This is a genomic window from Cecembia rubra (genome assembly GCF_003014575.1).
In the GTDB taxonomy this organism is placed as follows: domain Bacteria; phylum Bacteroidota; class Bacteroidia; order Cytophagales; family Cyclobacteriaceae; genus Cecembia_A; species Cecembia_A rubra.
In genome coordinates, this window is record NZ_PYGF01000006.1 from 17,081 (window position 1) to 42,178 (window position 25,098).

15 protein-coding genes are annotated in these 25,098 nt (G+C 40.8%); 8 read left to right on the forward strand and 7 right to left on the reverse strand.

Going from position 1 to position 25,098, the window contains the following annotated elements:
* Positions 1 to 51: 51 nt before the first annotated feature.
* A complete protein-coding gene (locus CLV48_RS11610) occupies positions 52 to 2,517 on the reverse strand; it encodes a mechanosensitive ion channel family protein (RefSeq protein ID WP_106567458.1) in 2,466 nt (821 codons plus the stop codon).
* A gap of 216 nt (positions 2,518 to 2,733) precedes the next feature.
* Between CLV48_RS11610 and CLV48_RS11615 the strand changes: the two genes are divergently transcribed.
* Together CLV48_RS11615 and CLV48_RS11620 are read left to right on the forward strand one after the other, a co-directional pair.
* Positions 2,734 to 3,162 carry an Hsp20/alpha crystallin family protein gene (locus CLV48_RS11615; protein ID WP_106567459.1) on the forward strand — a complete coding sequence of 143 codons (429 nt, stop codon included), beginning with the start codon at positions 2,734 to 2,736 and terminating at the stop codon, positions 3,160 to 3,162.
* Between the two features lie 182 nt (positions 3,163 to 3,344).
* Positions 3,345 to 4,841, forward strand: coding sequence for a Do family serine endopeptidase (locus CLV48_RS11620; RefSeq protein ID WP_106567460.1), 1,497 nt, complete (start codon positions 3,345 to 3,347; stop codon positions 4,839 to 4,841).
* A 62-nt stretch (positions 4,842 to 4,903) separates the two neighbouring features.
* On the opposite strand, the gene CLV48_RS11625 is transcribed toward CLV48_RS11620, so the two are convergent.
* The gene (locus CLV48_RS11625) at positions 4,904 to 6,691 is read right to left on the reverse strand and encodes a glycoside hydrolase family 9 protein (protein ID WP_106567461.1); all 1,788 of its coding nucleotides are present in this window, start codon (positions 6,689 to 6,691) and stop codon (positions 4,904 to 4,906) included.
* Positions 6,692 to 6,818: 127 nt separating this feature from the next.
* Here CLV48_RS11625 and CLV48_RS11630 point away from each other — a divergent pair, with 127 nt between their 5' ends.
* Positions 6,819 to 7,766: a nitrilase family protein gene (locus CLV48_RS11630; RefSeq protein ID WP_106567462.1), complete on the forward strand. Its 948-nt coding sequence runs from the start codon at positions 6,819 to 6,821 to the stop codon at positions 7,764 to 7,766.
* A gap of 42 nt (positions 7,767 to 7,808) precedes the next feature.
* On the forward strand, positions 7,809 to 9,101 hold the full coding sequence (locus CLV48_RS11635; RefSeq protein WP_106567463.1) for a serine hydrolase domain-containing protein: 1,293 nt from the start codon (positions 7,809 to 7,811) through the stop codon (positions 9,099 to 9,101).
* Between the two features lie 317 nt (positions 9,102 to 9,418).
* Here CLV48_RS11635 and CLV48_RS11645 read toward each other — a convergent pair whose 3' ends face one another.
* From CLV48_RS11645 to CLV48_RS11660, 4 genes are all read right to left on the reverse strand, one after another.
* A complete protein-coding gene (locus CLV48_RS11645) occupies positions 9,419 to 11,758 on the reverse strand; it encodes a TonB-dependent receptor (protein ID WP_106567465.1) in 2,340 nt (779 codons plus the stop codon).
* A 702-nt stretch (positions 11,759 to 12,460) separates the two neighbouring features.
* Positions 12,461 to 13,219, reverse strand: a complete 759-nt coding sequence (gene madM, locus CLV48_RS11650) for a malonate transporter subunit MadM (protein WP_106567466.1) — start codon at positions 13,217 to 13,219, stop codon at positions 12,461 to 12,463.
* Positions 13,203 to 13,580, reverse strand: coding sequence for a malonate transporter subunit MadL (gene madL / locus CLV48_RS11655; RefSeq protein ID WP_106567467.1), 378 nt, complete (start codon positions 13,578 to 13,580; stop codon positions 13,203 to 13,205). The genes madM and madL overlap by 17 nt, the downstream gene beginning before the upstream one ends.
* A 2-nt stretch (positions 13,581 to 13,582) precedes the next feature.
* Positions 13,583 to 15,058, reverse strand: coding sequence for an acyl-CoA synthetase (locus CLV48_RS11660; RefSeq protein WP_106567468.1), 1,476 nt, complete (start codon positions 15,056 to 15,058; stop codon positions 13,583 to 13,585).
* Between the two features lie 282 nt (positions 15,059 to 15,340).
* Here CLV48_RS11660 and CLV48_RS11665 point away from each other — a divergent pair, with 282 nt between their 5' ends.
* Positions 15,341 to 17,062, forward strand: coding sequence for an adenosylcobalamin-dependent ribonucleoside-diphosphate reductase (locus tag CLV48_RS11665; RefSeq protein WP_106567469.1), 1,722 nt, complete (start codon positions 15,341 to 15,343; stop codon positions 17,060 to 17,062).
* Between the two features lie 25 nt (positions 17,063 to 17,087).
* Here CLV48_RS11665 and CLV48_RS11670 read toward each other — a convergent pair whose 3' ends face one another.
* Complete coding sequence (locus tag CLV48_RS11670; RefSeq protein ID WP_106567470.1) at positions 17,088 to 17,933, reverse strand: DUF6671 family protein; 846 nt, start codon at positions 17,931 to 17,933, stop codon at positions 17,088 to 17,090.
* Between the two features lie 119 nt (positions 17,934 to 18,052).
* On the opposite strand from CLV48_RS11670, the gene CLV48_RS11675 reads away from it, so the two are divergent.
* The 3 genes from CLV48_RS11675 to CLV48_RS11685 all read left to right on the forward strand — a co-directional run bounded on the left by CLV48_RS11675 (position 18,053) and on the right by CLV48_RS11685 (position 25,056).
* Entirely contained in the window at positions 18,053 to 20,482 is a 2,430-nt protein-coding gene (locus CLV48_RS11675) for a TonB-dependent receptor (RefSeq protein WP_106567471.1), read from the forward strand.
* A 278-nt stretch (positions 20,483 to 20,760) separates the two neighbouring features.
* Complete coding sequence (locus CLV48_RS11680; RefSeq protein ID WP_106567472.1) at positions 20,761 to 23,796, forward strand: PVC-type heme-binding CxxCH protein; 3,036 nt, start codon at positions 20,761 to 20,763, stop codon at positions 23,794 to 23,796.
* Positions 23,797 to 23,805: 9 nt separating this feature from the next.
* Entirely contained in the window at positions 23,806 to 25,056 is a 1,251-nt protein-coding gene (locus CLV48_RS11685) for a polysaccharide deacetylase family protein (RefSeq protein ID WP_106567473.1), read from the forward strand.
* Positions 25,057 to 25,098: the final 42 nt, after the last annotated feature.

Below are 25,098 nucleotides of genomic sequence, written 5' to 3' on the forward strand. Positions count from 1 at the left end.
ACGCGGGATTTTTTTGTGGATTTTGGATGACTAATAGCTGATTTCTAAGTCCTATTCCTCATGTGGTTTAGATAGTTTTTCTTTAATCAGACCGGGGAAGCTTTTTATATGAAGATCCCGTTGTGGGAAAGGTATCTCTACCCCGTTATCTTTAAAGGATTTAAAGATCCCTCGCATGACCTGGTCCCGGATTGTGACCCAAACATCCACATCTTCCACCCAAAAGAGAACCCTAAAATTAACAGAATTGTCAGCAAATGTTTGCAATAAGATCCTCGGAGGAGGGTAATTGAGTATTCCCTGTACCTCCAATTGATCCTGTATGAGTTTGGTGACCAAATCCAAGTCAGAATTATAACTTACACCAATGATCAATTCAACCCTCCTTTGCTTGTCTGAAAGGGTCCAGTTGGTAAGATGCTGGGCCAATAAATCCCCATTTGGAATGATAACCTCAGCTCCGTCCCAGTTTTTAATTTTACTGGCCCTTATACCAATATCCCTAACAATTCCTTCAATATTGCCCACTTGGACAGTGTCACCGATTTGAATAGGCTTTTCAAAAGCCAAAATTATCCCCGATACCAAATTATTTACTATGGTCTGTAACCCAAAACTGATTCCCAGGGAAAAGGCACCTAGGACAATAGCTATTTTGTCCAATGAGATACCGGAAGCGGCTGCAGCAAGCAAAAACCCAACAATCAGCAAGGAAAGCCTAATCAAAAGTATGGAAGAACCCAGTTTTTTTGATCTTACGTTGACACTTTGTTGATCTTTTATTGCCGCCAGATATGCTACAGTATTGGCTAAAAAATTAGCAACATATAAGATAAGGATGAAAATCGCTACTTGGGAATAAGTAAAAGAGGCATTGAGTAGATTCCTGGGTTTGGATAAAAAATTCCTGGCCTCAAGGATGATGGTGTCGAATACACCTAAGCTTTCTGCGAAGAAATAGGCCCAAATTAAAACCGCCAGGAAAGAGGCGACACGGTTGACCCGCTTTTGTATATCATAAAAATCAATTGAGGAAGTGAAATCATTTTCTCTTTTTTGGCTTACCTCAATCATCAGGTAGATGACTTCCTTGATAATAGCGACGACAATGATCAAAGGCACAGCGTGCATTAGGCTTAAGGTGGCAGTTATGCCTATCATCTTACTTAAAGAGAACCTGCCCAGAATATTGGCAATTATGGAAATTCCACATAAAATCATGTAGGTCCTCGCGACCAAAGGGATATAGGCTGGAAGGTATTCTTTGGTTTCTTTTTGGAGTTGGATCAAATTCCAGCCGATATATATGCCAAACAAGCTAAATACCAAAAGGTGCCATCGTTCCTGATAGGCAACTTCCCAATATAAATTACTGGCTATGCTGATAAGGAACAAAGCAAACATCATCCACCAAACTTTAAAAGAATCTTCACCAATCCTATTCCTAAGTAATATTCCGGACAAACTCACTGTAATTACCAAGATCAAGGAGAAAAGGGGAACCGGCGGATTAGGGTAAAAGAAGGGAGCAAGTGAAGTGATTACCAAGAATGCCGAAAGCAAAGTGTTCTTGGAAATATATTTTAACCTTCCCAGAATCAGCTCAGAAAACTCTTTGTTGGAGGCGATTTTTTTTAAGTTTTTATTGATCCAGGTGTAGAAAAGAATAACCAGAAGCAAAAGGAAAAAAGTAGTTCCAAGATGGTTGATGATGTAATTTCTGGTAATATTTAAATTGAACCTGACAGAATCCCGAAAGACATAAATTAATCTTTCTGTGCTTGGGAAATCTCTAGGTTCCCAGATGAAATTTGTTTCTTTTTCAAATAAAGCACGTTCCAATTCTCTTTTTTGTCCAATGATGCGGTCCTTAATGTCATTAAGCCTTATTATCAGATTGGATGCTCTGGATTGATAACTTGCTGCAATTAATCGTTGTTGGTTGAGCGTGCTGTCCGTTTTACTCAGGTTGGTTCTTAAGGTTGAAATCGTAAGCTGGTATTCTGGAAGCAGTGTAGTATCCCTAAGGCTTGCCCGCATTAAGGCATCTTGCTGGATAGAGTCCAATTTCAATCTTACTTCCATCAATTGTGCGGCCCTATTGCTAATTAACCGCTCCCCGTTCGTGAGTTCTTCTGAGATAGAAACCATCCAATTTTCCAGGGCATTCAAAAACCTTAAGTTCATTTTTGTCTCTTGGTTTTCTAGTCTTGTTCCTGCCAAAACTGAAAATAATTCTGCTCTTGGAAGGATCCGCCCCAATTTGGCAGTGTCCAAACTTTGGTTAACCACATGATTGACCCTGTTGAGCTGCAAGGTGTACTGCTGTGCCTTTTTTATGTTTTCCTCCAAGGTTAGTCTGTCAACTTTTGGGGTATTTTCTTGCAATTGCTCGTCAAAAAACTCTAAAAGGCTGTCAATTGGCGTGGAAATTTCCTGAAGGACCTGTGCGTAATTAGGGAGAGCGTTCAGGGAAAACAAGAGAAGTAGTGTAAAAGTCCTAATTTTTGATAACACGGCTTTTTCTTTTAAATGTAATCAGAATTTTATTTCCAGTCCAGGTCAGCGTTCCAAACCTTCCGGTTTTTATCTAAAAATAGGGTAATCTTTTTAAGGACAAAATGGCGCTATTTTTCGGTTATTTCAAGGAAAAACGGTCAAAACGGCAGTTTATTTGAGTTGGTATATTTTTTTCTAAAGGCTTATCAGAGCAAACATCAAAAATAAAATAATATGAAACTCGTAAGATATAACCAATTTGAACCGGCCTATCCAAGTACCTTTGGAAGCCTGTTGGACAAATTCTTCAATGAATCGTTTGTCCAGAATTCTAAACAGTTCACCCCTGCTGTGGATATTTCTGAGGACGAAAAGCAATATGAAATCCATGTTTCTGTGCCGGGAATGAAAAAATCAGATTTCCAACTTGATTTGACAGAAGGCAGGCTGACCATTTCCGGAGAAAGGAAAATGGAAGAAAAGAAGGAGGGTAAAAATTTCCATTCTGTAGAAACTCACTTTGGTTCATTCAGTAGATCTTTCTATGTGCCTGAGACAGTCAATATTGATAATATATCGGCAGCATATGAAGATGGGCTTTTGAAAGTAGTTTTACCAAAGTCCGAGAAAAAAGTCAATAATTTAAAAATCGAAGTAAAATAATGAGAAGTGGGGAAACCCACTTTCTTTTTTTTTGTTATTTATTTGAAGACAGATGTTTTGAGGAATGAATTCCTGTTAAACAATGTTAAAGGTATATGCCGATTGAAAAAACAAGCTTGATTATTGTTACTGTTATACCATAATTTACGTGTACAATCAAAAGAACTTAAAGCACAGATCAAATGAATAGAAAGCAATTTTTCCTGGGAATTATCTTGGCCTCATTGATTGGAGGAGTGGTAGCACTTGCTGGAGCTAATTACCTTTCTAGGCAGAATTCAGCTACCAATTTCTCTGAAAAACAGGAATCCAGTTTTGTAAACTGGTTGAACAATGAGAAGTTTACAGTACCTGATGGGATTAATTTTGTAGCTGCCGCTGGATTGGTGACTCCGGCAGTAGTCCACGTAAAAAGCACTGTGAATGTGCCGCAAGGACAGCGGGGCGCTGATCCTTTTGAAGAGTTTTTTGGATTTAGAATGCCAGATAGAGGACAAGCTCCAAGAGAAGGTAGAAGCTCAGGTTCAGGTGTTATCATATCTTCCGATGGCTACATAGTCACCAATAATCACGTAATTGAAAATTCCTCAAGAATTGATATTTCATTGGAGGACAATACCAGGTATTCAGCCAGAGTGATCGGTACTGACCCTACCACTGATCTCGCTTTACTTAAAATTGAAGCGGAAGGTTTGCCATTTGTAAAGTTTGGAGATTCAGATCAGGTTAAAGTCGGACAATGGGTTTTGGCTGTAGGTAATCCTTTTGACTTAACTTCCACCGTAACGGCCGGTATTATCAGTGCCAAAGCAAGGAATATTGGTATTTTGAGAGATTTGGAAAATAACCTTCAAATAGAATCCTTCCTTCAGACAGACGCAGTAGTGAATCCAGGTAACTCCGGTGGTGCGCTTGTTAATTTAGCTGGAGAACTCATCGGAATCAATACCGCGATTGCATCCAGGACCGGGACTTTCAATGGTTATGCATTTGCCATACCAACCTCCATTGTCAAAAAAGTAATGGATGACCTTTTGGAGTTTGGAACGGTTCAAAGAGGATTGTTAGGGGTTCAGATTAGAGATGTTAGCCCTGAACTGGAAGAGTATTTGGGAGAAAAATTAGGAGTCAATAGAGGAGTTTATGTGATGGATGTCAATGAAGGTAGCGGCGGTGCAGAAGCTGGCCTTAAAAAAGGAGACGTGATCATAGGTGTAGATGGTGTTGAAACTTTCAATGTGGCTAAACTTCAGGAAATGGTCGCCAGAAAGAGACCGGGTGATAAAGTAGAAGTTAAATACCTGAGAAGTGGAAAACAAATGACCGCGAAAGCGACATTGAAAAATATTTCAGGTGACACCAAAATCGTCAGAAAAGAAGTTCCTAAACAAGTTAGCTTTGGAGGTGTAGTCTTTGAAGATGTAAAAGCAGATTTAAAGAATAGACTTAAACTTCAGGGAGGTGCTTCCATTATTTCCATTGACAATGAGGCTTGGAAAAAGTCGGGAGCAAAAGTAGGATTCATCATTACCTCTGTGATTGGTTCCGATGGTAGATATAGAATTTCTAACGCTGAAGATATGTCCAACATCCTTAATAATAGCAAGGGAGAAGAGGTAGTGATACTTGGTGTATATCCAAATGGACAAGAGTATTACTTTGAAGTAAAAATTGATTAGTGTAATAAGTTGTTTTGTGTTTGATAGTAAAATAGGTCGGCCCATTTTGGACCGGCCTATTTTTATTTCTTACTGAAATGGGTCATCATCAAAATCGCCCCGGCCGTACCATCCATGGTTGGTTCGTTGGTACTGTAATCTCCCACATCATCATGATAGACCACGTGCTCGTTTTGGAAAGCAGCAAATTTGTCGGGTTTTAAAAGAGTAAGTCCCAAAAGACTATTGTAAATCGAGGTATATACAGGTCCATCCACCAGTCCTCCCGGAACTTCAAGACCCAATAGAACATAAAGACTGGTATGCACTTCCACAGGAAACTCACCTTTTTCCGGAATGCCGGTAAACATTGATGTTCCCCAAGGATTTCGACCAAAAAGCCAATCCCTTTGGGCAGAAAGGAAGGGTTCAAAACTACGGTCACCGCTCATTTTTTCATAAAGTATGACTTGGGTTATCAGACTTGTCAAAAGGTTATTGCTGCACCAAATGAATGGCACACCTATATGGAAGGGATTCTTTTCGGCCCGCTTAAGGGTGTATTTGATGCCATCCAAATAATACCCTTCGAGTACCTTTTTAAAGTTTTCATCTACTATTGAATGAAGGGAATAATGTCCCATGTTGATAAACGGATATAATTGGTAATGGGCTGCAGAGTCCCTGACAGTCCAGCTGTCCTGAGTATTGCTCATCAAAGCATATTTTTTGGCTTGCTCCAGGTAGTTGCTTTCTCCAGTAAGCTTATATATTTCTGCGGCGGCCCACTCCATGTCATCCGCCCAGGTCTCTTCATTATATCGGTATGGTGCACTGTAAGAGTTCCCCTGCTGGAATCCTTCATTTTCTCTTCCGAGTTTGTAAAGTGAAAGGGCCGCATTCCTGCATTTTAAGGCAAATACAGGATCATTTAAGTCCTTCTCCCAAATCCTCGCGGCCAAAGCCATGGCTGCAGCACTTCTGCCTGCAAGGTTGGCTACGCCAGTTGCTTCACTTTGGTATTTCATCAATCCCTGCGGTTTGCCGGTCGCGAAGTAGGCCGGCCGGTATTGATTTGCCCCCCAGCCATAATCTGAATTGTCCTTATTGGGGATTTTGAAACCTTTATGGTCTCTATCATCCGCTACTTGGTGAAATAATTGATCAGGAGCAGGATGCATTTTGTGTATCCAGTCCAAGCCCCATTTGGCTTCATCTAAAATATCCGGAATACCATTTGGCCAAGGTTGGCCAAATGCATTGAATTTGTCCTCAAATCTGCCGGGATACATTTCATAAGCCATCAACATATGGGCTGTAGCATAAGAGGAAGTAATCAGGTATTTGAGTTGGTCTCCTGCATCATGCCATCCTCCGCTAACATCAACGTAGCTGCTATCTGGCATGGGGCCAAAAAATGTTCGACCGTCCTTTTCGTGACAGACCATATCCAAAGTTGGGTTATAGCCGCATCGTTGCTGCCGCATAAACTCCAACAAGGTTTCTTGATGGTTTCCAAATGCGTCGTTTCCTATCCTAAATATACTTGATGTAGTACCAGAACTTTTTCCCTTCATAAAGTAATACCCTCTTTGGGTCACTTTGCTGAAATCAACTTCGCAGTACTGGTATCCTGCCCATTGATCTGTTGTAATTGCTTTGGGGCGGAATTCCCCAACAACCTTTCCGGTTTCCTGAAGTATAAGCTGAAAGGGTTCTTTAATGGCTTTGTTGCCAAAAACCACAGCTACTTTGCTGTCCTCTTCCAGGTAACCCAGCTGATTGATTCTGATGTGTACAGAATTTTCCTGCGAAAAAGCTGGATGGTTCAGGAGTAAAATGAATAATAAACATAATTTAAAGTTAGTCATAGGAGGGTTGAGTATTTGGGTTATGTTTCCCACAATTTAGTCAAAAGAATTATTCTTTGACCAAGACCAATCCAGTCTTTCTATCTTCCTTTATTTTGAATATCTTGGATGAATTCTGAATCAAGTCATGAACCCCATTAAGATAGCCACAGCTCAATTTGAAAACCGAAGCGGTGATAAAGCTTACAACCTTTCTGTAATAGATAGGCTAGCAGGTAAGGCTGCAGCCGAAGGCTCACAAATCATTACTTTCCATGAATGTTCTATTACAGGCTATACTTTTGCCAGGAAACTTTCCCGTGAGGAATTGTTGGAAATATCCGAAAGGATTCCTGAAGGACAGAGTGTGCAGGAACTTATTTCCATTGCCAAAAAACATAATATCGTGATTCTGGCGGGGCTTTTTGAAAAGGATGAATCTGATCAGATTTACAAAGGCTATGTCTGTGTAAATGGTGAAGGTCTTATCGCCAAATACCGAAAACTTCATCCATTTATTAACCCCAACATCCTACCTGGGAATGAATATTGTGTATTTGATCTATTTGGATGGAAATGCGGAATATTGATCTGCTACGACAATAATATCATAGAGAATGTGAGAGCTACCAAATTGCTTGGTGCCGATATCATTTTCATGCCCCATGTGACCATGTGTACCCCTTCCACCAGACCTGGTGCAGGCTTTGTGGATCCAAAGCTTTGGGACAACAGGCATGAGGACCCTACCTCTCTCAGGTTGGAATTTGATGGCATGAAGGGTAGGGATTGGCTAATGAAATGGTTACCGGCAAGGGCTTATGACAATGCCATATATGCCATTTTCTCCAATCCTATTGGCATGGATGATGACCAATTAAAAAACGGTTGTTCCATGATCATAGACCCTTTTGGTGATATTTTGGCAGAATGCAGGAATTTTGAAGATTCCTTTGTCACAGCAATGATTTATCCTTGGAAATTGACAGATGCGGGCGGAAGTCGATATATCAAAGCAAGGCGACCTGAATTATATAAAGACATCATTGGCCAAAGCCATCAACCTGAACAGAAGGTGGTCTGGTTGAAGTCCTGATGGAATGAATTGAATTTATCCCTTTAACCCAAAATCAAACCTATGAAGAAATTGTTGCTATTTGCCTTAGGATTAGGACTGACTATCCAAACAGGCTGGACCCAAACCGGATCCATTAAAAAATCCCCAATGCTCTCAGAAGGAACTCCACAAAGTGTAGGTATTTCTGCTGAAAGACTCAAAAAACTGGATGCTATGTTAGAGGAGTCAGTCAACAATGGGGAAATTCCCGGTCTGGTGGCCCTGGTGGCCAGAAATGGTAAAATCGTCTATCACGCAGCCAAGGGTTTTGCAGATGTTGAAGGAGGAAAAAAGATGAGCCAAGATGCGATCTTTAGGATAGCATCTCAAACCAAGGCCATCACATCCACGGCAGTGATGATGCTCTGGGAAGAAGGTAGATTCAGATTGGATGATCCTATTTCAAAATGGATCCCGGAATTCAAAAACCCTCAGGTAATTCGGAATTTTAGGTATGCGGATACCTCTTACACCACAGTTCCTGCAGATAAAGAAATCACCATCCGGCATTTGCTTACCCATACTTCAGGATTGGGATATGGGGTAATCGATGGAGATGAAAGGATTCGCATGATTTACCAAAAAGCAGGGATTGTGGACCTGTATACCACTGAAAATATCAGTATAGAGGAAAATATCAAAAAACTCGCTAAACTTCCTTTGCACCATTCCCCGGGTGAAAAGTACACTTATTCTGAAGGATTGGATGTCTTGGGATATTTTGTGGAAATCATTTCAGGCATGCCTTTTGACCAATTTCTCAGGAAAAGACTTTTTGATCCCCTGGGGATGAATGATACCTGGTTCTACCTTCCCGATGCGAAAGCAAACAGATTGGTCAAAGTTCAACGCAAAGTGGATGGCCAATGGGAAAATTTTCCGGTCACTTTCTATGATCCTCAATATCCCATCACGGGAAATAAAAGGTTCTTTTCTGGAGGGGCTGGTCTATCCAGTACAGCAAAAGATTATGCGACTTTTTTACAAATGTACCTGAATGGGGGAGAACTGAATGGGGTACGTATTCTCAGTCGCAGTACCGTAGAAACCATCATGAAAAATCAGGTAGGGGACCTTTGGTCCGGGGCCAAGCATTATGGACTGGCGTTTGGGGTAGTGACAGAAGCAGGCGTAGCTGAAGGGGGTATTGGCAGTGAAGGAACTTTTGATTGGGGCGGTTATTTCAATACGCAATACTTTGCCGATCCACAGGAAAAAGTCATTGGTATCCTTTTGAAGCAGACCAGCCAAACTTCCGGTGATCAGACCGGTTGGAGATTCAGGCAGATGGTGTTCACGCTACTGGATGATTAAGGGTAGGGGTATTTAACCATAAAAATCCCCATCTCATCACCTTAATTGGCCTTACGGTTTTTTTTGCACCTTTAAATCAGCGATGCTAAAAATTGCGGCCTTCAGACCTAATAGAACACGATTTCTGTCTTTCAGCCCGGGATACAATCCCGGGTTTAATGCATTCCTGCCTAGGGGTATAAGAAATGAAAAATCTTCCCAATAGCTCAAAGAGCTTATCTGTGACAATCCGGAATGGAACCTGATTTAATTTAGGTGACCTCTTGAGGCTTTCGTCTTGTTTCCTGTTTCTGTCCTTTCTTCCATACCCCAAACACTCACTGCCTGATTCTGTAATTTAAACTCAAATTGATCTGCCTTCGGACATTCAGAAAATCCCCAATGGTAAGGAACCCTTCCCCCTCCAAAATATAGCGATCTCTTCTGGAATTGAAAATATCGGCAACATTTAAGACCAGCGTGCCTCTTCTTTTCAGGACTTCTTTACTGGCGGATACATCCATAAAAAAGATTCCCTTTCTGGTTCCTTGGGCAATACGCTGCTTTCCCTGGTAATTATTCCTTAACTGTGCAGTGATTCCATTACCAAAGTTGAACCTGGAATTTTGACGGGCATTCCAAGAATAAGTGGTGGCTGTAAAACTGTTTTGGATGTTACTGCCATCCACAGCCGCGTAAAAGAAGTTCATGTTGAAATCGATTTTCCACCAAGGGAAAATCTGATAATCTTTAGCAAATTCTAAACCAAAGGATTGTTCCCCAAACAGGTTCTCCGGCCGAATGGTAGCGTTTCCTTCATTATCAACAGTTCGTATCCTTTCGATTTTATCAATGGTATTTCTATAAAACACTGTGGAGAACAAAGTTCCTTTTTCAAAATATTTGATGTGGCCCAATTCAATGGCATCTGTAAACTCCGGGTCCAGGTCAGGATTTCCACTGAAGAAATTTCTGGCATCTGAGAAGGTCATGAATGGACTGAGATCATTATAGAATGGCCTCCTTACCCTGCGGCTATAGCTGAGCTGCATTCCATTTTCCTTATTGAAATTATAAGTAAGATGGGCGCTTGGAAAAAGATTGACATAATCTCTGGGATTGACCTCATTGGTTTTTACAAGGGTAGTTTTTACATCCGTCCATTCTGCTCGGAGTCCACCTTGGTAACTCAATTTTTTGCTCTTATTTCCGAGTATGCTATAAACCGCATGGATGTTTTCTTGATATAAAAAAATGTTGTCTAAGCCTGGAATGGGATTGAAATTACCCTGTTCATCCCGCTCCTTGACAACAAAATCATTTTCCATATTACGGAAACTGCTGCGCAATCCGGTTTCAAGTTTTCCTTCCGAACCTATGGGTTTGGTGTAATCCAATTGGATCAAATATTGTTTTTCAAATTCATCATTGACAGAAGTCTGAAGAAGGGAACGTGAGGGTAGTGATATTCCTTCGGAATTAAATGTGTTTTCTGTAAAAACCTGGTCGGAATTTTCCCAATAATCCAGGTAAGTAAGTACTGTGGTCAGTTCATGGCCTTTTTGTTCAAATGACTTTTTGTAAGTAAGAAGTATTTCAGAATTTGGTTCTTTCTCTAGTTCATCCTGTCTCCTCAATGAATAGCTCTGGAGGTTTTCTGGATTAAAGAGAAAATCATTGTACCTGATATCCGTAATCCTGTTGGCATCACTTCTACGGAGGAGATAAGAACCGGTCAATACACTTTTTTCATTGAAATAGTAGTCCAGACCTGCTCTTACATTATTATCCAGCGTAAATAATTTCCCATTTGTACTCTGTTTAGAGATAAATAAACTGTCCCCGCCAAAAGCTTCCTGGTAAAGGGTGCCTTCTCTGAGGATTTTTCTCCTTGCGATACCATAGTTGATAAACCAGTTGATCTTTTTATGTCTATAATTCAGATTGGCTGACATCCCAAGATTGGTAGGGTTACCTGCAATCGCCTCAAAAGATCCGTTAAATCCCTGATTTTTTTCTTTTTTGAGAATGATATTGATGACTCCGGCCATACCTTCTGCCTCATATCGGGCCGATGGGTTGGTTATGATTTCCACCCTTTCAACCATACTTGCCGGTAATTGCTGTAGTCCCTGACTGCCTTTGAAACTGACGAGTCCAGAGGGTTTTCCATCTACCAGAATCCTTACATTATCAGATCCCCTTAGACGGACATTTCCCTGTGAATCCACAGTGACTGAAGGTAGATTCATTAGAATGTCTGCTGTGGTACGGCCAGCATTGGCAAGGTCTTCACCTACATTGAAGATCCTTTTGTCCAGTGACAATTCCATCAAAGGTTTTTCTCCCTGAATAACCACTTCATCCAATTGACTTAAGCCACTGCTCAGAACTACCTTTCCAAAGTCAAGAGGTGAATTGTTCCTTGATAAAGTAAAAATACCGGATTGATAAGCTTCATAGCCCATGAATTCTACTATGAAGAAATAAGAACCATGAGTTAGGGAAATTTCAAATTTACCATCTGCATCAGTAATGCTACCTTCCAGCATTTCTTTAGCTTCATTATAAACAGTTACAGTTGCGAATGGTAAAGCCAGTTGTGATTCTTTGTCTAAAACTGTTCCCCTGATCCATCCTTTCCCCGATTGTTGGGGAAAAGCAGAACTTATAGTCATAAAGAAAAAGAAGGCCAGCAATATTTTAATACTACCGGGAATGGGAATTTTGTAGAAACTGGATTTCACTGTGCGAGGCAAGGCTTTATAGGTTCAGGTTTGGCTTGAGCTTTTGAAGATTTTCAATCCTTCAATTAAGTAATTTAGGGAAAATACAATTGTTTTCTTGGAGTTTTTTGATCAGTGGGGTTATTGTGATGCTACCTCTGGAAATTTTGCTTTACCCAAATGATTTCTCAATGGATATATTAGACATCATTGTATAGGTTTCGGATCGGGAATAATTTGAAAATCAATTTAATTTGGCTAAAATCCAGGCTTTGATTTAATTAAGGCAATGTCATTAAGTGCTGGGTTGAGTAAATTTTATTAATGAGTTTAGCTTAAATTTTACCTTAATTCTATTTGCCAGGGAACAAATACTTTAATAGAATAATCAGCCAGGTGCTGTTATTTTGTTTTGTCCTGTTCAATGGGTGTAATTACTTTAAAACAAAATCTACCATTTTGAAGTCAAATTAAATCTATAATGAAAATTCAAATCTCCTTCAAATGAATCATTACTAGAAGCTATTCAGGATTTGAAAAATGCTTTCTGGCCTGGAATTTTTATAAACAGTGTTGATAATTAGCTTGCAAACTGCGTTTCTATATTGGAAGTTGGATTAAGTCAGTCTGGCTAAAATAGTCCTAAGAATTCCTTCAAAAGAACAGGGATAGCAGGATATAAAACGCTGAGGGACACAACAGGCATCCTAATCCTGTGTAAAAAGTAGCTGTCACTGCCCCATAAGGAACCAATTTGGGGTCAGTGGCAGCCAATCCTGCGGCCACACCACTGGAAGTTCCCATTAATCCCCCATAAGCCATGGCGGCCTCAGGTCCGTTTAATCCAATTTTCTTGGCTGCAATGGGAGTGAAAATCGTAACTGCTATAGTTTTTACCAGCCCGGTTCCGATGCTTAGTGCGATAACTTCAGAAGAAGCCCCTATGGCTGCGCCTGTCACCGGGCCTACAATATATGAACATGCGCCAGCACCAATGGTACAAATACTTGCTGCATCCCTGAAGCCCCAGGCGAGGGCAATCAATACGCCTATAAAAAAGAACAGAACAATCCCTGCTAAAAGAGAGACCAGACCTAAAACCCCAGATCTTTTGATCAGATAAAAACTGGCTCCCATTGCGGTCGCAACTATGGTAAAATCGCGAAACATAGCTCCTCCAAAGAAACCTATGCCTTTGAAAAGAGTAATGTCTGCAAGTCCTTTTTCTCCTCCTGTTAAAAATCCCCCCATATAACCTAAAATCAAACCAGTTAAGATAGCTATCGCAGACCCTGGAATTCGGGAATGGAAAATTTTCCTGGAAATGATTTCAGCCACCAAAACGATCAGGCCTATTACCAAAAAAGCGAAGATGAGACCGTTTTTTTCAATTATTTCATGCGCTATGGTCATCTTCCTTGGGTTTGAAAGTCTTCAATATACTAGGGAAAACAATAAATGATACTAATACAGGCAGGGTTCCTGCTGCAATTGCCAGGGTTCCAGAAGAAATGGCAGATTTGACATTGAGGCTTGCAGCCATGGCAATTACTACGGGGATATATAACTTATTCCAAAAATCAATACCCTTCTCCATTTCCAGAGACATCAGGCTGTTTTTGACCAGCCATTCTTTTAGTAGCATAAAAATCATCATTGCAAAGCCCACGCCGCCTACATTCGCTTCAATCCCAATCAGGCTTCCCAAAAACTCACCCATCCATTGTCCCAAAAGATAGGAGATTGCCAAAACGGCTATTCCATAAATATTCATTTTTAGAATAATTTTTTCAATTCGTTTTTGGTCACCTTACCCATGGCATTCCTCGGCAAATCTTCCACAATCAGGTATTTCCTGGGAGTTTTATAAGCCGGCATTTTTTCTCTTATCCATTGGTTCAACACTTCGGTATCTATGGGTGAATTGGTGACCAAGGCCGCTACCACTTTTTCTCCCCATTCTTCATCCGGGATACCTACTACACCGCAATCTTTGATCGATGGATGGGTTCTGAGAACTTCCTCAATCTCCAGTGCGGAGATTTTGTACCCTCCTGATTTGATGATGTCAATGGAATCCCGGCCCAGGATTTTAAAATAACCGTTTTCCACCTGGGCAATATCACCGGTTTTGAACCAGCCATCCTTGGTAAAAGCCTTTGCTGTGGCTTCCGGTTTACCCCAATATTCTTTAAATACGTTTGGTCCCTTGATTTGTATTTCTCCTGGCTGCTCAAAGGGGATTTTATTATCCTGTTCATCACATAGTCTTACACCGACCCCTTTCAATGGTTGACCGATATGCCCTGCTCTTCTTTCTCCGCTGTATGGATTGCTGATAGCCATACCAATTTCCGTCATGCCGTACCTTTCCAAAAGATAGTGGCCGGAAATCTGATGCCAACGCTCCATGACCGAAACCGGAAGGGCTGCAGAGCCGGATACCATAAGCCGGAAGGTTTTCATTTTCTCTGTTAATTCAAACTGCTCCGATTTTGGAAGAGAATCATAATAGGCAATAAGTTTGAAATAAATGGTCGGTACTGCCATAAACACATTTACATTTCCCCGCAAGAAAATTTCAAATACCCTTTTTGCATCAAAATGGGGCAGGAATTCTATAGTGGCCCCTGCCCAAAGCGCGCAGGAATTCACATTAATGATGCCGTGCACGTGGTGAAGAGGGAGTATGGAAAGGGTATAGTCGCTTGATTTCCATTGCCATGCGTCCACCAATGTGCTGATCTGAGCCTCAATATTGGCATGGGTACTTAAGACACCTTTGGGCAGACTGGTGGTGCCACTTGTGTATAAAATCATTGCCCCGCGATCTTTTTTGATGCTGGGTAAGTCTTTTGGTTCCTGCTGATGAAAATCTTCTGTACTTATAAATCTAAGCCCTGGATTTCCCCTATAGGGAGCAAGAATTCCATCAAATTCCGGAGAAACAACTAAGATTTTGGCTTGGGTATCTTCAATGACATATTGCAGGGATGGAAAGGGATAAGTTACACAAAGTGGAACAGCAATTCCACCTGCCCTCCATATACCCCATTGAACAACAAGGTAGTCGAAGCCCGGTTGGACAATAAATGCCACTCTGGCTTCAGTTAAATCACCATATTCCTGAATCAGGTAAGAGGCGAATTGATGACTTTTATCTAGCAGATCTTGAAAGCTGTAGGGGATTGATCTATCTACAACAGCAATATTTTTCCCAAATTGGAAGGCATGCTGGATGAGTTGAAGCATAGATGTTTTAATTTTTGTCGGAATATACTTCCAAATTATGTATTTCCGCAATGATACTGGTAATCATTAAAAATCGGTTATTGAACAGACTTGTATAGGTTCATATTGGATCCACCTCGGCGGACAATTTATTCTTGGATATTGATTCTAATTTAAAGGTAAATTCAATTAGTAGCGTGATTACGGTGGCCATATTCCAAAAAAACAAAACTGTCCTTTTCTAAAAAGTCTATGTTTTTAGGCAATATGCGTATTTGTGGGTATAGAATGTTAAATTAAGGCATGGAAAAACTCAGCGATAATGCCTTTCGTGTCCTTAAAGAACGATACCTCTGGAAAAAGGGGGTCGGGGAAGATTTGGAAACTCCGGAGGACATGTTCCGACGTGTCGCCAGGCATATTGCCAAAGCAGAATTGAAATGGGGAGACTCATCTGAAGAGAAAAAGTGGGAGGAAACTTTTTTTAGGATCATGTCAGACTTGTTTTTTCTTCCCAATTCCCCCACTCTGATGAATGCTGGTTTAGAAAGTGCCCAATTGAGCGCTTGCTTTGTGCTTCCTGTCAATGACAGTCTTTCAGGTATTTTTGACACCTTAAAACTGGCTGCTTTGGTCCATCAAAAGGGGGGAGGTACCGGTTTCAATTTTTCCGAGCTAAGACCGGTTGGGGACAGTTTGGGTTCACAGGGAGGATATGCATCCGGACCGGTTTCTTTTATCAAATTATACGACTTTGCAACTGGGCAGGTGAAGCAAGGTGGTAAGCGCAGAGGGGCCAACATGGGTGTCCTGAATGTGGATCATCCTGACATTTTGGAATTTATCCGTTTGAAGGTTAATGGTAAAGCCTTGCAGAATTTTAACCTTTCTGTGGGTATTACCGATCAATTCATGGAAGCAGTGATAGCAAATAAGAACTGGGGCTTGATACATCCCAATTCTGCCAGAGTGATAAAAATTATCCCGGCCAGGGATATTTGGGAAAACATTGTACAGGGAGCATGGGAGAATGGAAACCCGGGACTGGTCTTTTTGGACAATATTCAAGCCTCTAATCCTTTGGCAAAAATGGGTAAAATCTGGGCCACCAATCCCTGTGGGGAAGTGCCTTTGATGGAGTATGAATCCTGTAATTTGGGATCTGTCAATTTGGCCAGATTTGTTTATCAGGGCAAGGTGGACTTTAAGACTTTAGGAAAGACAGTAAAGGAAGGGATACGTTTTTTGGATAATGTCATCGAGGTCAATCATTATCCCAATAAAAAAATTGAAAGGGCAACGCTGTCCAACCGGAAAATCGGATTGGGCGTCATGGGCTGGGCCGAAATGCTCTTACAGCTGCATATACCTTATGATTCGCAGGAGGCAGTGGACCTGGGGAAAGAAATCATGTCTTTTATCCAAAATGAAAGCAAAGAAGCCTCTCATCAGCTGGCTTTGGAAAGGGGAAGTTTTCCAAATTGGGACAAAAGTATCTACCATCCAGCCAAGCCAATGAGAAACGCCACGGTCAATAGCATAGCACCTACTGGTACTATTTCGATTTTGGCAAATACATCTTCTTCCATCGAACCCTTGTTTGCATTGGCTTTTCAGAGAAGGAGGGTCCTTTCAGGGGAACCATTGGATACAGAAGTGCATCCTCTTTTTGCCAAAGCGATAGCCGAGGGAGCTTTTCCACAGCAGGAAATACTGGAAGAAGTCAGGGCAACCGGGCAATGTGGACATATAGCAGCATTGCCTTACGAACTGAGATCAGTCTTTAAAACTGCTTTGGAAATCGATCCCAAATGGCACCTTCAGCATCAGATTGCCTTTCAACAATTCACTGACAATGCTGTCTCCAAAACCGTCAACCTGCCATCTTCTGCATCCCCTGAAGATATTGGCAGGATATATTTGGAAGCTTGGCGGCATAAGGCTAAGGGAGTAACGGTCTTTAGGAACAATGCCGGAAATGAACAAGTGATTTACCAAGGGATTGGCAGGGCTTGTAAGGTGTAAAGCAAAGGGTAAAAATTTCTGGCAATTAGGGGTTACAAAAATCGCAATACATGGGATCCTCTGTTTGTTTTCCGTTTGGAAAGGGTATTTCTTTTTGAAAACCGCAATGGGTACAGTTCATCAGATGGCTTAATACCGATCGCGTAGGTTGGCCACAATATTCACAGGGAAGCCCTTGTATGCTTTCTGTTACACTGAATCCCGGTGTTTGGCATTTGGGACAGGTAGAGAGTGCTTTTAATGCCAATTTTTCACTCAATTTTTCAATAAAAGCCAATCTCATTGGGTTGTGCATTGCGCGCATGTCTGTTTCTACGTACACTTCTCCATATGTCTCCCTTAATTCCCGGTATTTTGTAATTAGCAAATTCAAAGAATTGATTCCTTTATAAATAGGTTTTATAGAATTTTTATTGGGGCGGAGGATTAGGGCATGATCAGGAAATCCACTTTTTTCTGCAAAGGAAAGTAATTCTTCCTCCGAAGTTAGGCTTATACTATCAAAATTAGTGTCAGTAGTCAGGTCCCTTGCCAAGATTTCCAGGCCTTGACTTCTGTCTATGAGCAGGATGATTTCTTCATGTCCGGCAATAAAGGGGAAATATGGATGTGGTCCAAAGGATCCTTCTGTGGCTAGGGCTAAGTCATAGTTGTTGTCCTTAAAACCTTCCTCACACTTTTTTCTGAGCGTTGTTAAGGCATCGTCTTTCCTTTCAATTTCACCACTGAAAGTTCCCAAACTGTCAGTGTCAAAATCTAAATTTAGCACGCATTTCACGCCTAATAAACGTTCCAGAACAGGGGCAATAACACGCTGTTTTTCGTGTTTGCTCGTGATAATCAGATGCCTTCCATGAAAATAGTTTGACATAATGGTTTTTGATTAATTTTTATTTAGAAAAAATCTAAATAAATATTGCATCCTATATGTTCATCACTTAAGTTTGCACTGTAATTTTAAATCAATCTAAATAAATATACAAATTTGATATGAGGTTCATCTTTACAACTTGGCTCCTTTTATTATTGATATGTTTTCAGGCTCAGGCACAAAAGAATACTTTATCAGGTAATATTGTTGATGAAAAGCAACAGCCTGTGGTTGGAGCTTCTGTTTATTTACAGGGAACAGTAAGGGGAGTTCAGACGGATGCATTCGGAAACTTTATCCTTAAGGATTTTCCAAAAGGAGAATATGTATTGAGGGTAAGTATGGTTGGATTCAAAGATGCATCAAGGTCTTTTACAATAGGAGATAGGGAGGCCAAGGAAGTGAATTTAGTCCTCGAGGAGGATTTGTTATTGTTAGATGCTTTTGAGTTTTCGGTAAGCAGAGGTATAATGGGGCAAGAAAAAATGCCAGAGGTAGATAACTTCAGAGTCAATGCCGCCAGAAAAAACGAGGTGATCCGGGTCGGAGAAATCAATGCAAACCTCGCTATGAATAATAGCAGGCAGATTTTTGGACGTACACCAGGTATTTCAATCTGGGAAAATGATGGTTCAGGTATTCAATTGGGTGTTGCTTCCAGAGGATTGAGCCCGAATCGTTCCTGGGAATTCAATGTCCGTATGAACGGCTATGACGTAACTCCGGACCCCATGGGATATCCTGAAGCCTATTTCACCCCTCCTATGGAAGTGGTAGAGCAGATTGAGATCGTAAGAGGAGCTTCTTCGTTGCAATATGGCCCTCAGTTTGGTGGATTGATGAATTTCGTGATGAGAAAGCCGGACAAGTCCAAAAGGTTCACTTTCGAGACACTGAATACAGTAGGAAACAATGGCCTTTTCAGTACATTCAATTACCTGGGCGGTACTGAAGGTAAGTGGAATTATACTGCATACTATCAAAAAAGAATAGGTAATGGATGGAGAGAAAACGGTTATTTCAATACAGACCATGCCCATGTTGAAGTAAACTATGCTGCCAGCAACAAGCTCAAATTGGGTCTGGAGATGACTTACATGACTACAGAAAGTCAACAGCCTGGTGGACTTACCGATGAGCAGTTTGCCCAAGATCCAAGACAAAGTACCAGAGGAAGGAACTGGTTCAGTACACCTTGGTTTGTCCCGGCACTTACCGCTGAATACATCGTTTCGGAAAACACCAAATTTAGCTTGAAGACTTTTGGAACTTTTGCTGAAAGGAGTTCTGTAGGATTCATGAGACCGATCAATCAAGAAGATGATTTGGGCAATCGTCAATTGGACAGGGATTTTTATAATACCTATGGCTCAGAACTGAGAATGATTACCGATTATCAGCTCTTTGGTAAAAAGCAGACTTTGGCATCAGGTTTACGATATTTTAATGGATTGATTGACCGTAAGCAGAATGGTCAGGGAGATTCAGGAAACCGAATGAATTTTGATTTGATCGAAGGAGGGGTTTACAATAGGGACCTTGATTTCAGGAATATCAATTATGCTGCTTTTGCTGAAAATATTTTCAGAATTTCAGATAAACTTTTGGCTACAGCCGGTGTCCGTGTAGAAAGCATCTATTCCAATATGGAAGGCAGGTTCAATATTGTCAATGGACAAGAAGTACTGCTCAGCCCTCAATCCAGAACCAGGAATTTTCTCCTCTTTGGCTTAGGTTCTGAATATAAGCTGACAAAAACCACGGAATTTTATACCAATTTCTCACAGGCTTACAGACCTGTTTTGATCTCTGACCTAACCCCTCCCGCAACTACTGATATCATAGATGAAAATCTCCAGGATTCAAGAGGATATAATTTTGATTTTGGGTATAGAGGAAGTTTAGGTAGTTATCTGAAATTTGATGCGAGTTATTTCTACCTCAACTATGCAGATAGAATTGGTACAATTGCTCAGCTTAATCCCAATGGAACAATCTATCAGTTTAGGACCAATTTAGGGAATTCTGTGAGCCAGGGATTTGAAGGATATGTTGAATTTGATCCGATTACCGCATTTCTGAAAAGCTCCAGATTTGGATATATCCACTTGTTTGCCTCATTGGCAATAGTTGATGCACGGTATGGGGATTTTATGACTACTACTGTAGTGGATGGTCAGATCAGGGAAGGAAATCTCAATGGTAACAGAGTTGAAAATGCACCTAGAAAAATCAACCGCTATGGTATTACATACCAATTGAAGAACTTTTCGGTTACATGGCAGTTGAGTGATATAGGAGAGGCTTTTGCTGATGCATCAAATACTGTATCACCAAATGCAGCTGCTACAGTTGGACTGATTCCCGCATATCAAGTTCAGGACCTCTCCGGTTCAGCAACCTTTAAGAAAAGGTATATCTTAAGAGGAGGTATCAATAACCTGACCAATGAAATGTATTTCACAAGAAGGGCAGGAGGCTATCCTGGGCCGGGCATCATGCCGGCAGATGGTAGGACTTTCTACCTCACGTTCGGTTTGAAACTATAACAAGAATATGGTAAATCTATTTAAGAGGCTGTTCCAAATCGGAATGGCCTTTTTTTTACCAAAGGCATGATTCAATAGATATAGTGCAAATCACAAGCCTTTTATTTGAGTTTGAAAAATCCTGTTAAAATGAAATTTTCCAGTATGGATTTAGAATAGAATAAATAATTTGTTTTAGAATTTTTTTAATCGATTTAATTTTGTCAATAGTTCAAATTTAGTAATATTTACATGATCTCACCCATTCGATTGCCCCTACTTAATCATCCAATAAAACAATGTCAATTATTAAAAACCCAATTTGGCAGTTTTTCATAGTCTTTGCATTCTTAGTATTATTCTTTCAAGGATGTAAGCAAAATCAGCTCCATCATGATAGGAAGAATTTGGAAAATGCCTTAAAATCTTTCGAGTTAGAGGAGGGGTTCCAAATTGAACTCATAGCAGGTGAACCCTTAATATCTGATCCAGTTGATATGGAAATTGATGAATTTGGGCGCCTCTATGTTGTGGAAATGCACGGATATCCTCTTGATCTAAGCGGTAGCGGGAGAGTTAAATTATTGTCTGACACCAATGGGGATGGGGTTATGGACAAATCTGTTGTCTTTGCAGATAACTTAAGGTTACCTACAGGAATAATGCGATGGAAAAAAGGGATTTTGGTCACAGATCCACCGGATGTACTTTACTTAGAGGATAGCGATGGAGATGGGAAAGCAGATATCAGGGAAACCTTATTGACGGGATTTGCATTATCCAATCCCCAGCATAATGTCAATAGTCCAAGACTTGGATTGGATAATTGGATTTATCTTGGACATGAACCGGCTGTATCTACTTCACAATATGTAGAGGAGTTTGGAGATAGGGGATCTGAAATATTTTTTCCAAAGCAACCAAATGGTCCCCGCTTACCCCAAAATGCCGGGGGAAGAAGTGTCAGGTTCAGGCCAGATGTTTTTAATCTGGAAGTATTGGCCAGCAGAACCCAATTCGGTCACACTTTCGACCCTTGGGGACGCCGGTTTGTGGTGAACAACAATAACCATATCATCCATGATGTGATGGCTGCCAGGTATCTGGACCGTAACCCTTATCTGGTAGTTCCCTCTAGCACGGAGTCAGTTTCAGACCATGGTAATGCAGCCAAAGTTTTTCCGATTACTATCAATCCAGAACATCAATTACTGACCGATGTAGGAGTTATGACATCTGCATGCGGGATTACAGCGTATTTGGGGTCTGCATTTCCTGCAGTTTACAATAATGCGGTTTTTGTGGCAGAACCTGTCAGTAACCTTATCCATATTGATTTCATTGCGGAATACAAATCAACCTTTATAGCTAGCAGACAGCATGAGGAAAGGGAATTCCTTGCTTCAACTGATGCATGGTTCAGACCTGTGAATATGTATATCGGGCCTGATGGCGCATTGTATGTGGTTGATTATTACAGACAAATTATTGAACATCCTGAATGGATGGCAGAAGATGTGGTCAAATCCGGAGCCCTTTATAATGGCACTGATCAAGGTAGAATTTATCGGATTACTCCTAAAGGTTCAAAATCATTGGATTGGTCTGATAATATTGATTTGGGTAATTTATCAAATGGGCAACTGGCCCAGAAATTAAACGATCCAAATATTTGGTGGAGACGAAATGCCCAAAGGTTGTTGCTGGATAGAAATCCTGAAAATATACCTGAAGAATTGCTCCAACTGGCCAAGGAAACTCATTCTCCTTTAGGAAGAGTCCATGCCCTTTGGACATTGGAGGGCTTAGGTAAGATTTCTCAGGATTTGATTTCCAATGCTCTTTCTGACCCTGAACCTGGCGTTAGGGAAAATGCCATTAAAATCGCCGAACTTCATCTGGATGAATTTCAAGGATTGATCAATGACTTGGTAAAGCTTCAGCAAGACGGTCATCCTAAGGTAAGGTTTCAATTATTGTGTTCCCTGGGTAATGTCAATAGCCCCATTGCCATTAGGACTAGAAATGAATTGCTTTTTGGCAATTTGGATGACCCTTGGATGCAGGTTGCCGCCCTTTCTGCTCCATTTCAGGATAATCAAAAACTCATCAACGAAGTGTTGGCCAATTATGATGGCCAAAATCCAAATTATGCAACTTTACTTCAGCGCTTAAGTTCGATGGTAGGTGCCAGTCAGGATTATGAAACGATAGAAGGGTTAATAATTAAAGGTACGGGTGCAAATTCCTCTAATCGGAATTCCTGGCAGGCGCCCCTTTTGCAGGGATTAGCCATGGGCTTGGAAAGTAAGAAACTCCAAAAGGGAACTTTTCATTCTTTCGAAAAACTGTTGGCAACAGCCAATATTGACCATCCATCCATAGAAGTAAAACAGGCTGCTTTTCAGTTTTTGCAGGTTATTGGATTATCTGATAGCCCAAGATCCAAGGAATTGATGATGGGAGCCAAAGCAATTGCATCATCAAATAATTATTCAAAGGAGGAAAGGGTAAATGCCATCAATATCCTTTCACTTCAGAATCCCGCTTCCTTTGAAATAATACTCAAAGATCTGATCAAACCTTCAGAGCCCAATGAGATTCAGGTAGCAGCTATAAGAACCCTAAGTAAGATTCCAGGAATTGGTATTTCCCAGTTTATTGTATCTAAATGGCCCACTTTGACCCCTGAAATCAGGGAGGAATGTTTAAGGGCAATGATGCTTAATGACACAAGAATTACCTTGCTTCTGGACGCCATTGAAAAAGGAGAAATCCAGCCAAATTCATTGGGATGGGAGAGGAGTGTCCGACTGATGAACCACTCTGAAGAAGCTATCAGGAGCCGTGCCAGGAGCCTTATCAACAAAACTGAAGAAAGTGGGGAAGAATCTTTAAAGGAATATCAGCAAGTCCTTGCATTGGATGGCTCTGCGGTAAAAGGCAAAAAGGTGTATGAAACCAACTGTGCTGTCTGCCATAAAATGGGGCAGGATTTGGGTTTGTCTTTCGGGCCTGATTTGGCTACATTAAGAAACAGAAGGCCGGAAAATATTTTGAGTGATATCATTTTACCTGGCTTATCCATTGCTGATGGGTTTGATCTCTGGATGGCAGAACTGAATAATGGTGAGAAATTCCAGGGCATAGTAGCTTCTGAAACTCCAAGTGCCCTCTTGTTTCGTCAGGCTGGAGGCCAGGAAAAAAGAATTTCACGGCAGGACATCAAATCATTAAAAGTACTGAATTATTCTGCCATGCCTTCCGGGCTTGAAAATAACATCAGTAAGCAGGAAATGGCAGATTTAATTGCATTTATCAAAAAAGGAAAATAAAAATATTCTATGAAACAGATAAAAAAAGGTCTTCAGATCCTGTTTGCACTAGGAATTCTATGTGTAGCTAACATTTTCCATTTGGAGGCACAAACTTCTAAATTCCCTTGGCCGGAAGGTAAAAAAATGGCATTGAGTTTAAGTTTTGACGATGCCAGAAAAAGTAATCTAGAATTAGGAATTCCATTATTGAATAATTATGGTATAAAAGCTACATTTTTTGTACTTCCGTCAGCAGTGCAGGCTAATATCGGTGCTTGGAAAGAGGCGATAGCAGCTGGCCATGAAATCGGAAACCATTCAATAATCCATCCCTGTAGTGGGAATTTTCCATGGGCAAGGGATAAGGCAATTGAGAATTATACTTTGGACAGGATGCAAAATGAGTTAATTCTTGCAAATGAACAGATACGGGATTTATTGGGAGTGACTCCCTTGGTTTACGCTTATCCTTGTGGTCAGACTTTTGTCGGAAAAGGGGAATTTACACAAAGCCTTGTTCCAATGGTTTCATCCATGTTTTTGGCGGGTAGGGGAGCTGGAAATGAAGTCGCTTCAGATCCTTTTTTTGTAGATTTGGCACAGGTGACAGGAATGGGAATGGATGAGAAAAGTTTTAAGGATATACTTCCTTTGATTGAGTCAGCTCAAAAGAATGGTCAATGGCTTGTTTTGGTTGGGCATGATACCAAGGAATCCGGAAGTCAGGCCACCTATTTGAATATGTTGAGTGAACTGGGAGCATATATCAACGATCCAGCCAATGGAATTTGGTCTGCACCGATCGGGACTATTGCCCAATATGTAAAAAGCGCAAGGGAAGCGGTTTCTGATACTGTCAATAACCCTCAATTGGTACGTATTTCTTCCAATGGACAGTTGAGATTAACAGCTGAAAATGGAAAAGGAATCGGTCCTGAAATAAAGTACATGCCTGATTGGAGGGCTTTTGGTTGGTTTACTTCCAAAGATAAGGTGGTATGGGATGTTGATGTACCTTCAGGTGGTGTTTATGAAGTTTGGCTGGAATGGTCAGTTTCAGACGAGGAAGCTGGAAAGGAATTTCTTCTCCAAGCCGGTGATCAGTCACTGAAGGGTATCGTAGATAAATCAGGCTCCTGGGAGACATTCAAGAAAAAATCTATTGGCAAAATCCCTTTGAAATCCGGATATGTCCAAATAGAGTTTAAACCTGCCGTACACTTTGAAGAAGAGGCATTGCTTGATTTGAAAGAAATTACATTGAAAAAAGTTGATTAAGGGTGCCAAATCCCACTCTGTAAACTTTATTGAAAAGCAAAT

Coding starts and splice junctions, on each gene's coding strand:
- CLV48_RS11665 (WP_106567469.1), top strand. CDS start 15,341: ATGGAAAAACTCAGCGATAATGCCTTTCGTGTCCTTAAAGAACGATAC.
- CLV48_RS11660 (WP_106567468.1), bottom strand. CDS start 15,058: ATGCTTCAACTCATCCAGCATGCCTTCCAATTTGGGAAAAATATTGCT.
- CLV48_RS11630 (WP_106567462.1), top strand. CDS start 6,819: ATGAACCCCATTAAGATAGCCACAGCTCAATTTGAAAACCGAAGCGGT.
- CLV48_RS11645 (WP_106567465.1), bottom strand. CDS start 11,758: ATGACTATAAGTTCTGCTTTTCCCCAACAATCGGGGAAAGGATGGATC.
- CLV48_RS11620 (WP_106567460.1), top strand. CDS start 3,345: ATGAATAGAAAGCAATTTTTCCTGGGAATTATCTTGGCCTCATTGATT.
- madL (WP_106567467.1), bottom strand. CDS start 13,580: ATGAATATTTATGGAATAGCCGTTTTGGCAATCTCCTATCTTTTGGGA.
- madM (WP_106567466.1), bottom strand. CDS start 13,219: ATGACCATAGCGCATGAAATAATTGAAAAAAACGGTCTCATCTTCGCT.
- CLV48_RS11680 (WP_106567472.1), top strand. CDS start 20,761: ATGTCAATTATTAAAAACCCAATTTGGCAGTTTTTCATAGTCTTTGCA.
- CLV48_RS11625 (WP_106567461.1), bottom strand. CDS start 6,691: ATGACTAACTTTAAATTATGTTTATTATTCATTTTACTCCTGAACCAT.
- CLV48_RS11670 (WP_106567470.1), bottom strand. CDS start 17,933: ATGTCAAACTATTTTCATGGAAGGCATCTGATTATCACGAGCAAACAC.
- CLV48_RS11615 (WP_106567459.1), top strand. CDS start 2,734: ATGAAACTCGTAAGATATAACCAATTTGAACCGGCCTATCCAAGTACC.
- CLV48_RS11635 (WP_106567463.1), top strand. CDS start 7,809: ATGAAGAAATTGTTGCTATTTGCCTTAGGATTAGGACTGACTATCCAA.
- CLV48_RS11675 (WP_106567471.1), top strand. CDS start 18,053: ATGAGGTTCATCTTTACAACTTGGCTCCTTTTATTATTGATATGTTTT.
- CLV48_RS11685 (WP_106567473.1), top strand. CDS start 23,806: ATGAAACAGATAAAAAAAGGTCTTCAGATCCTGTTTGCACTAGGAATT.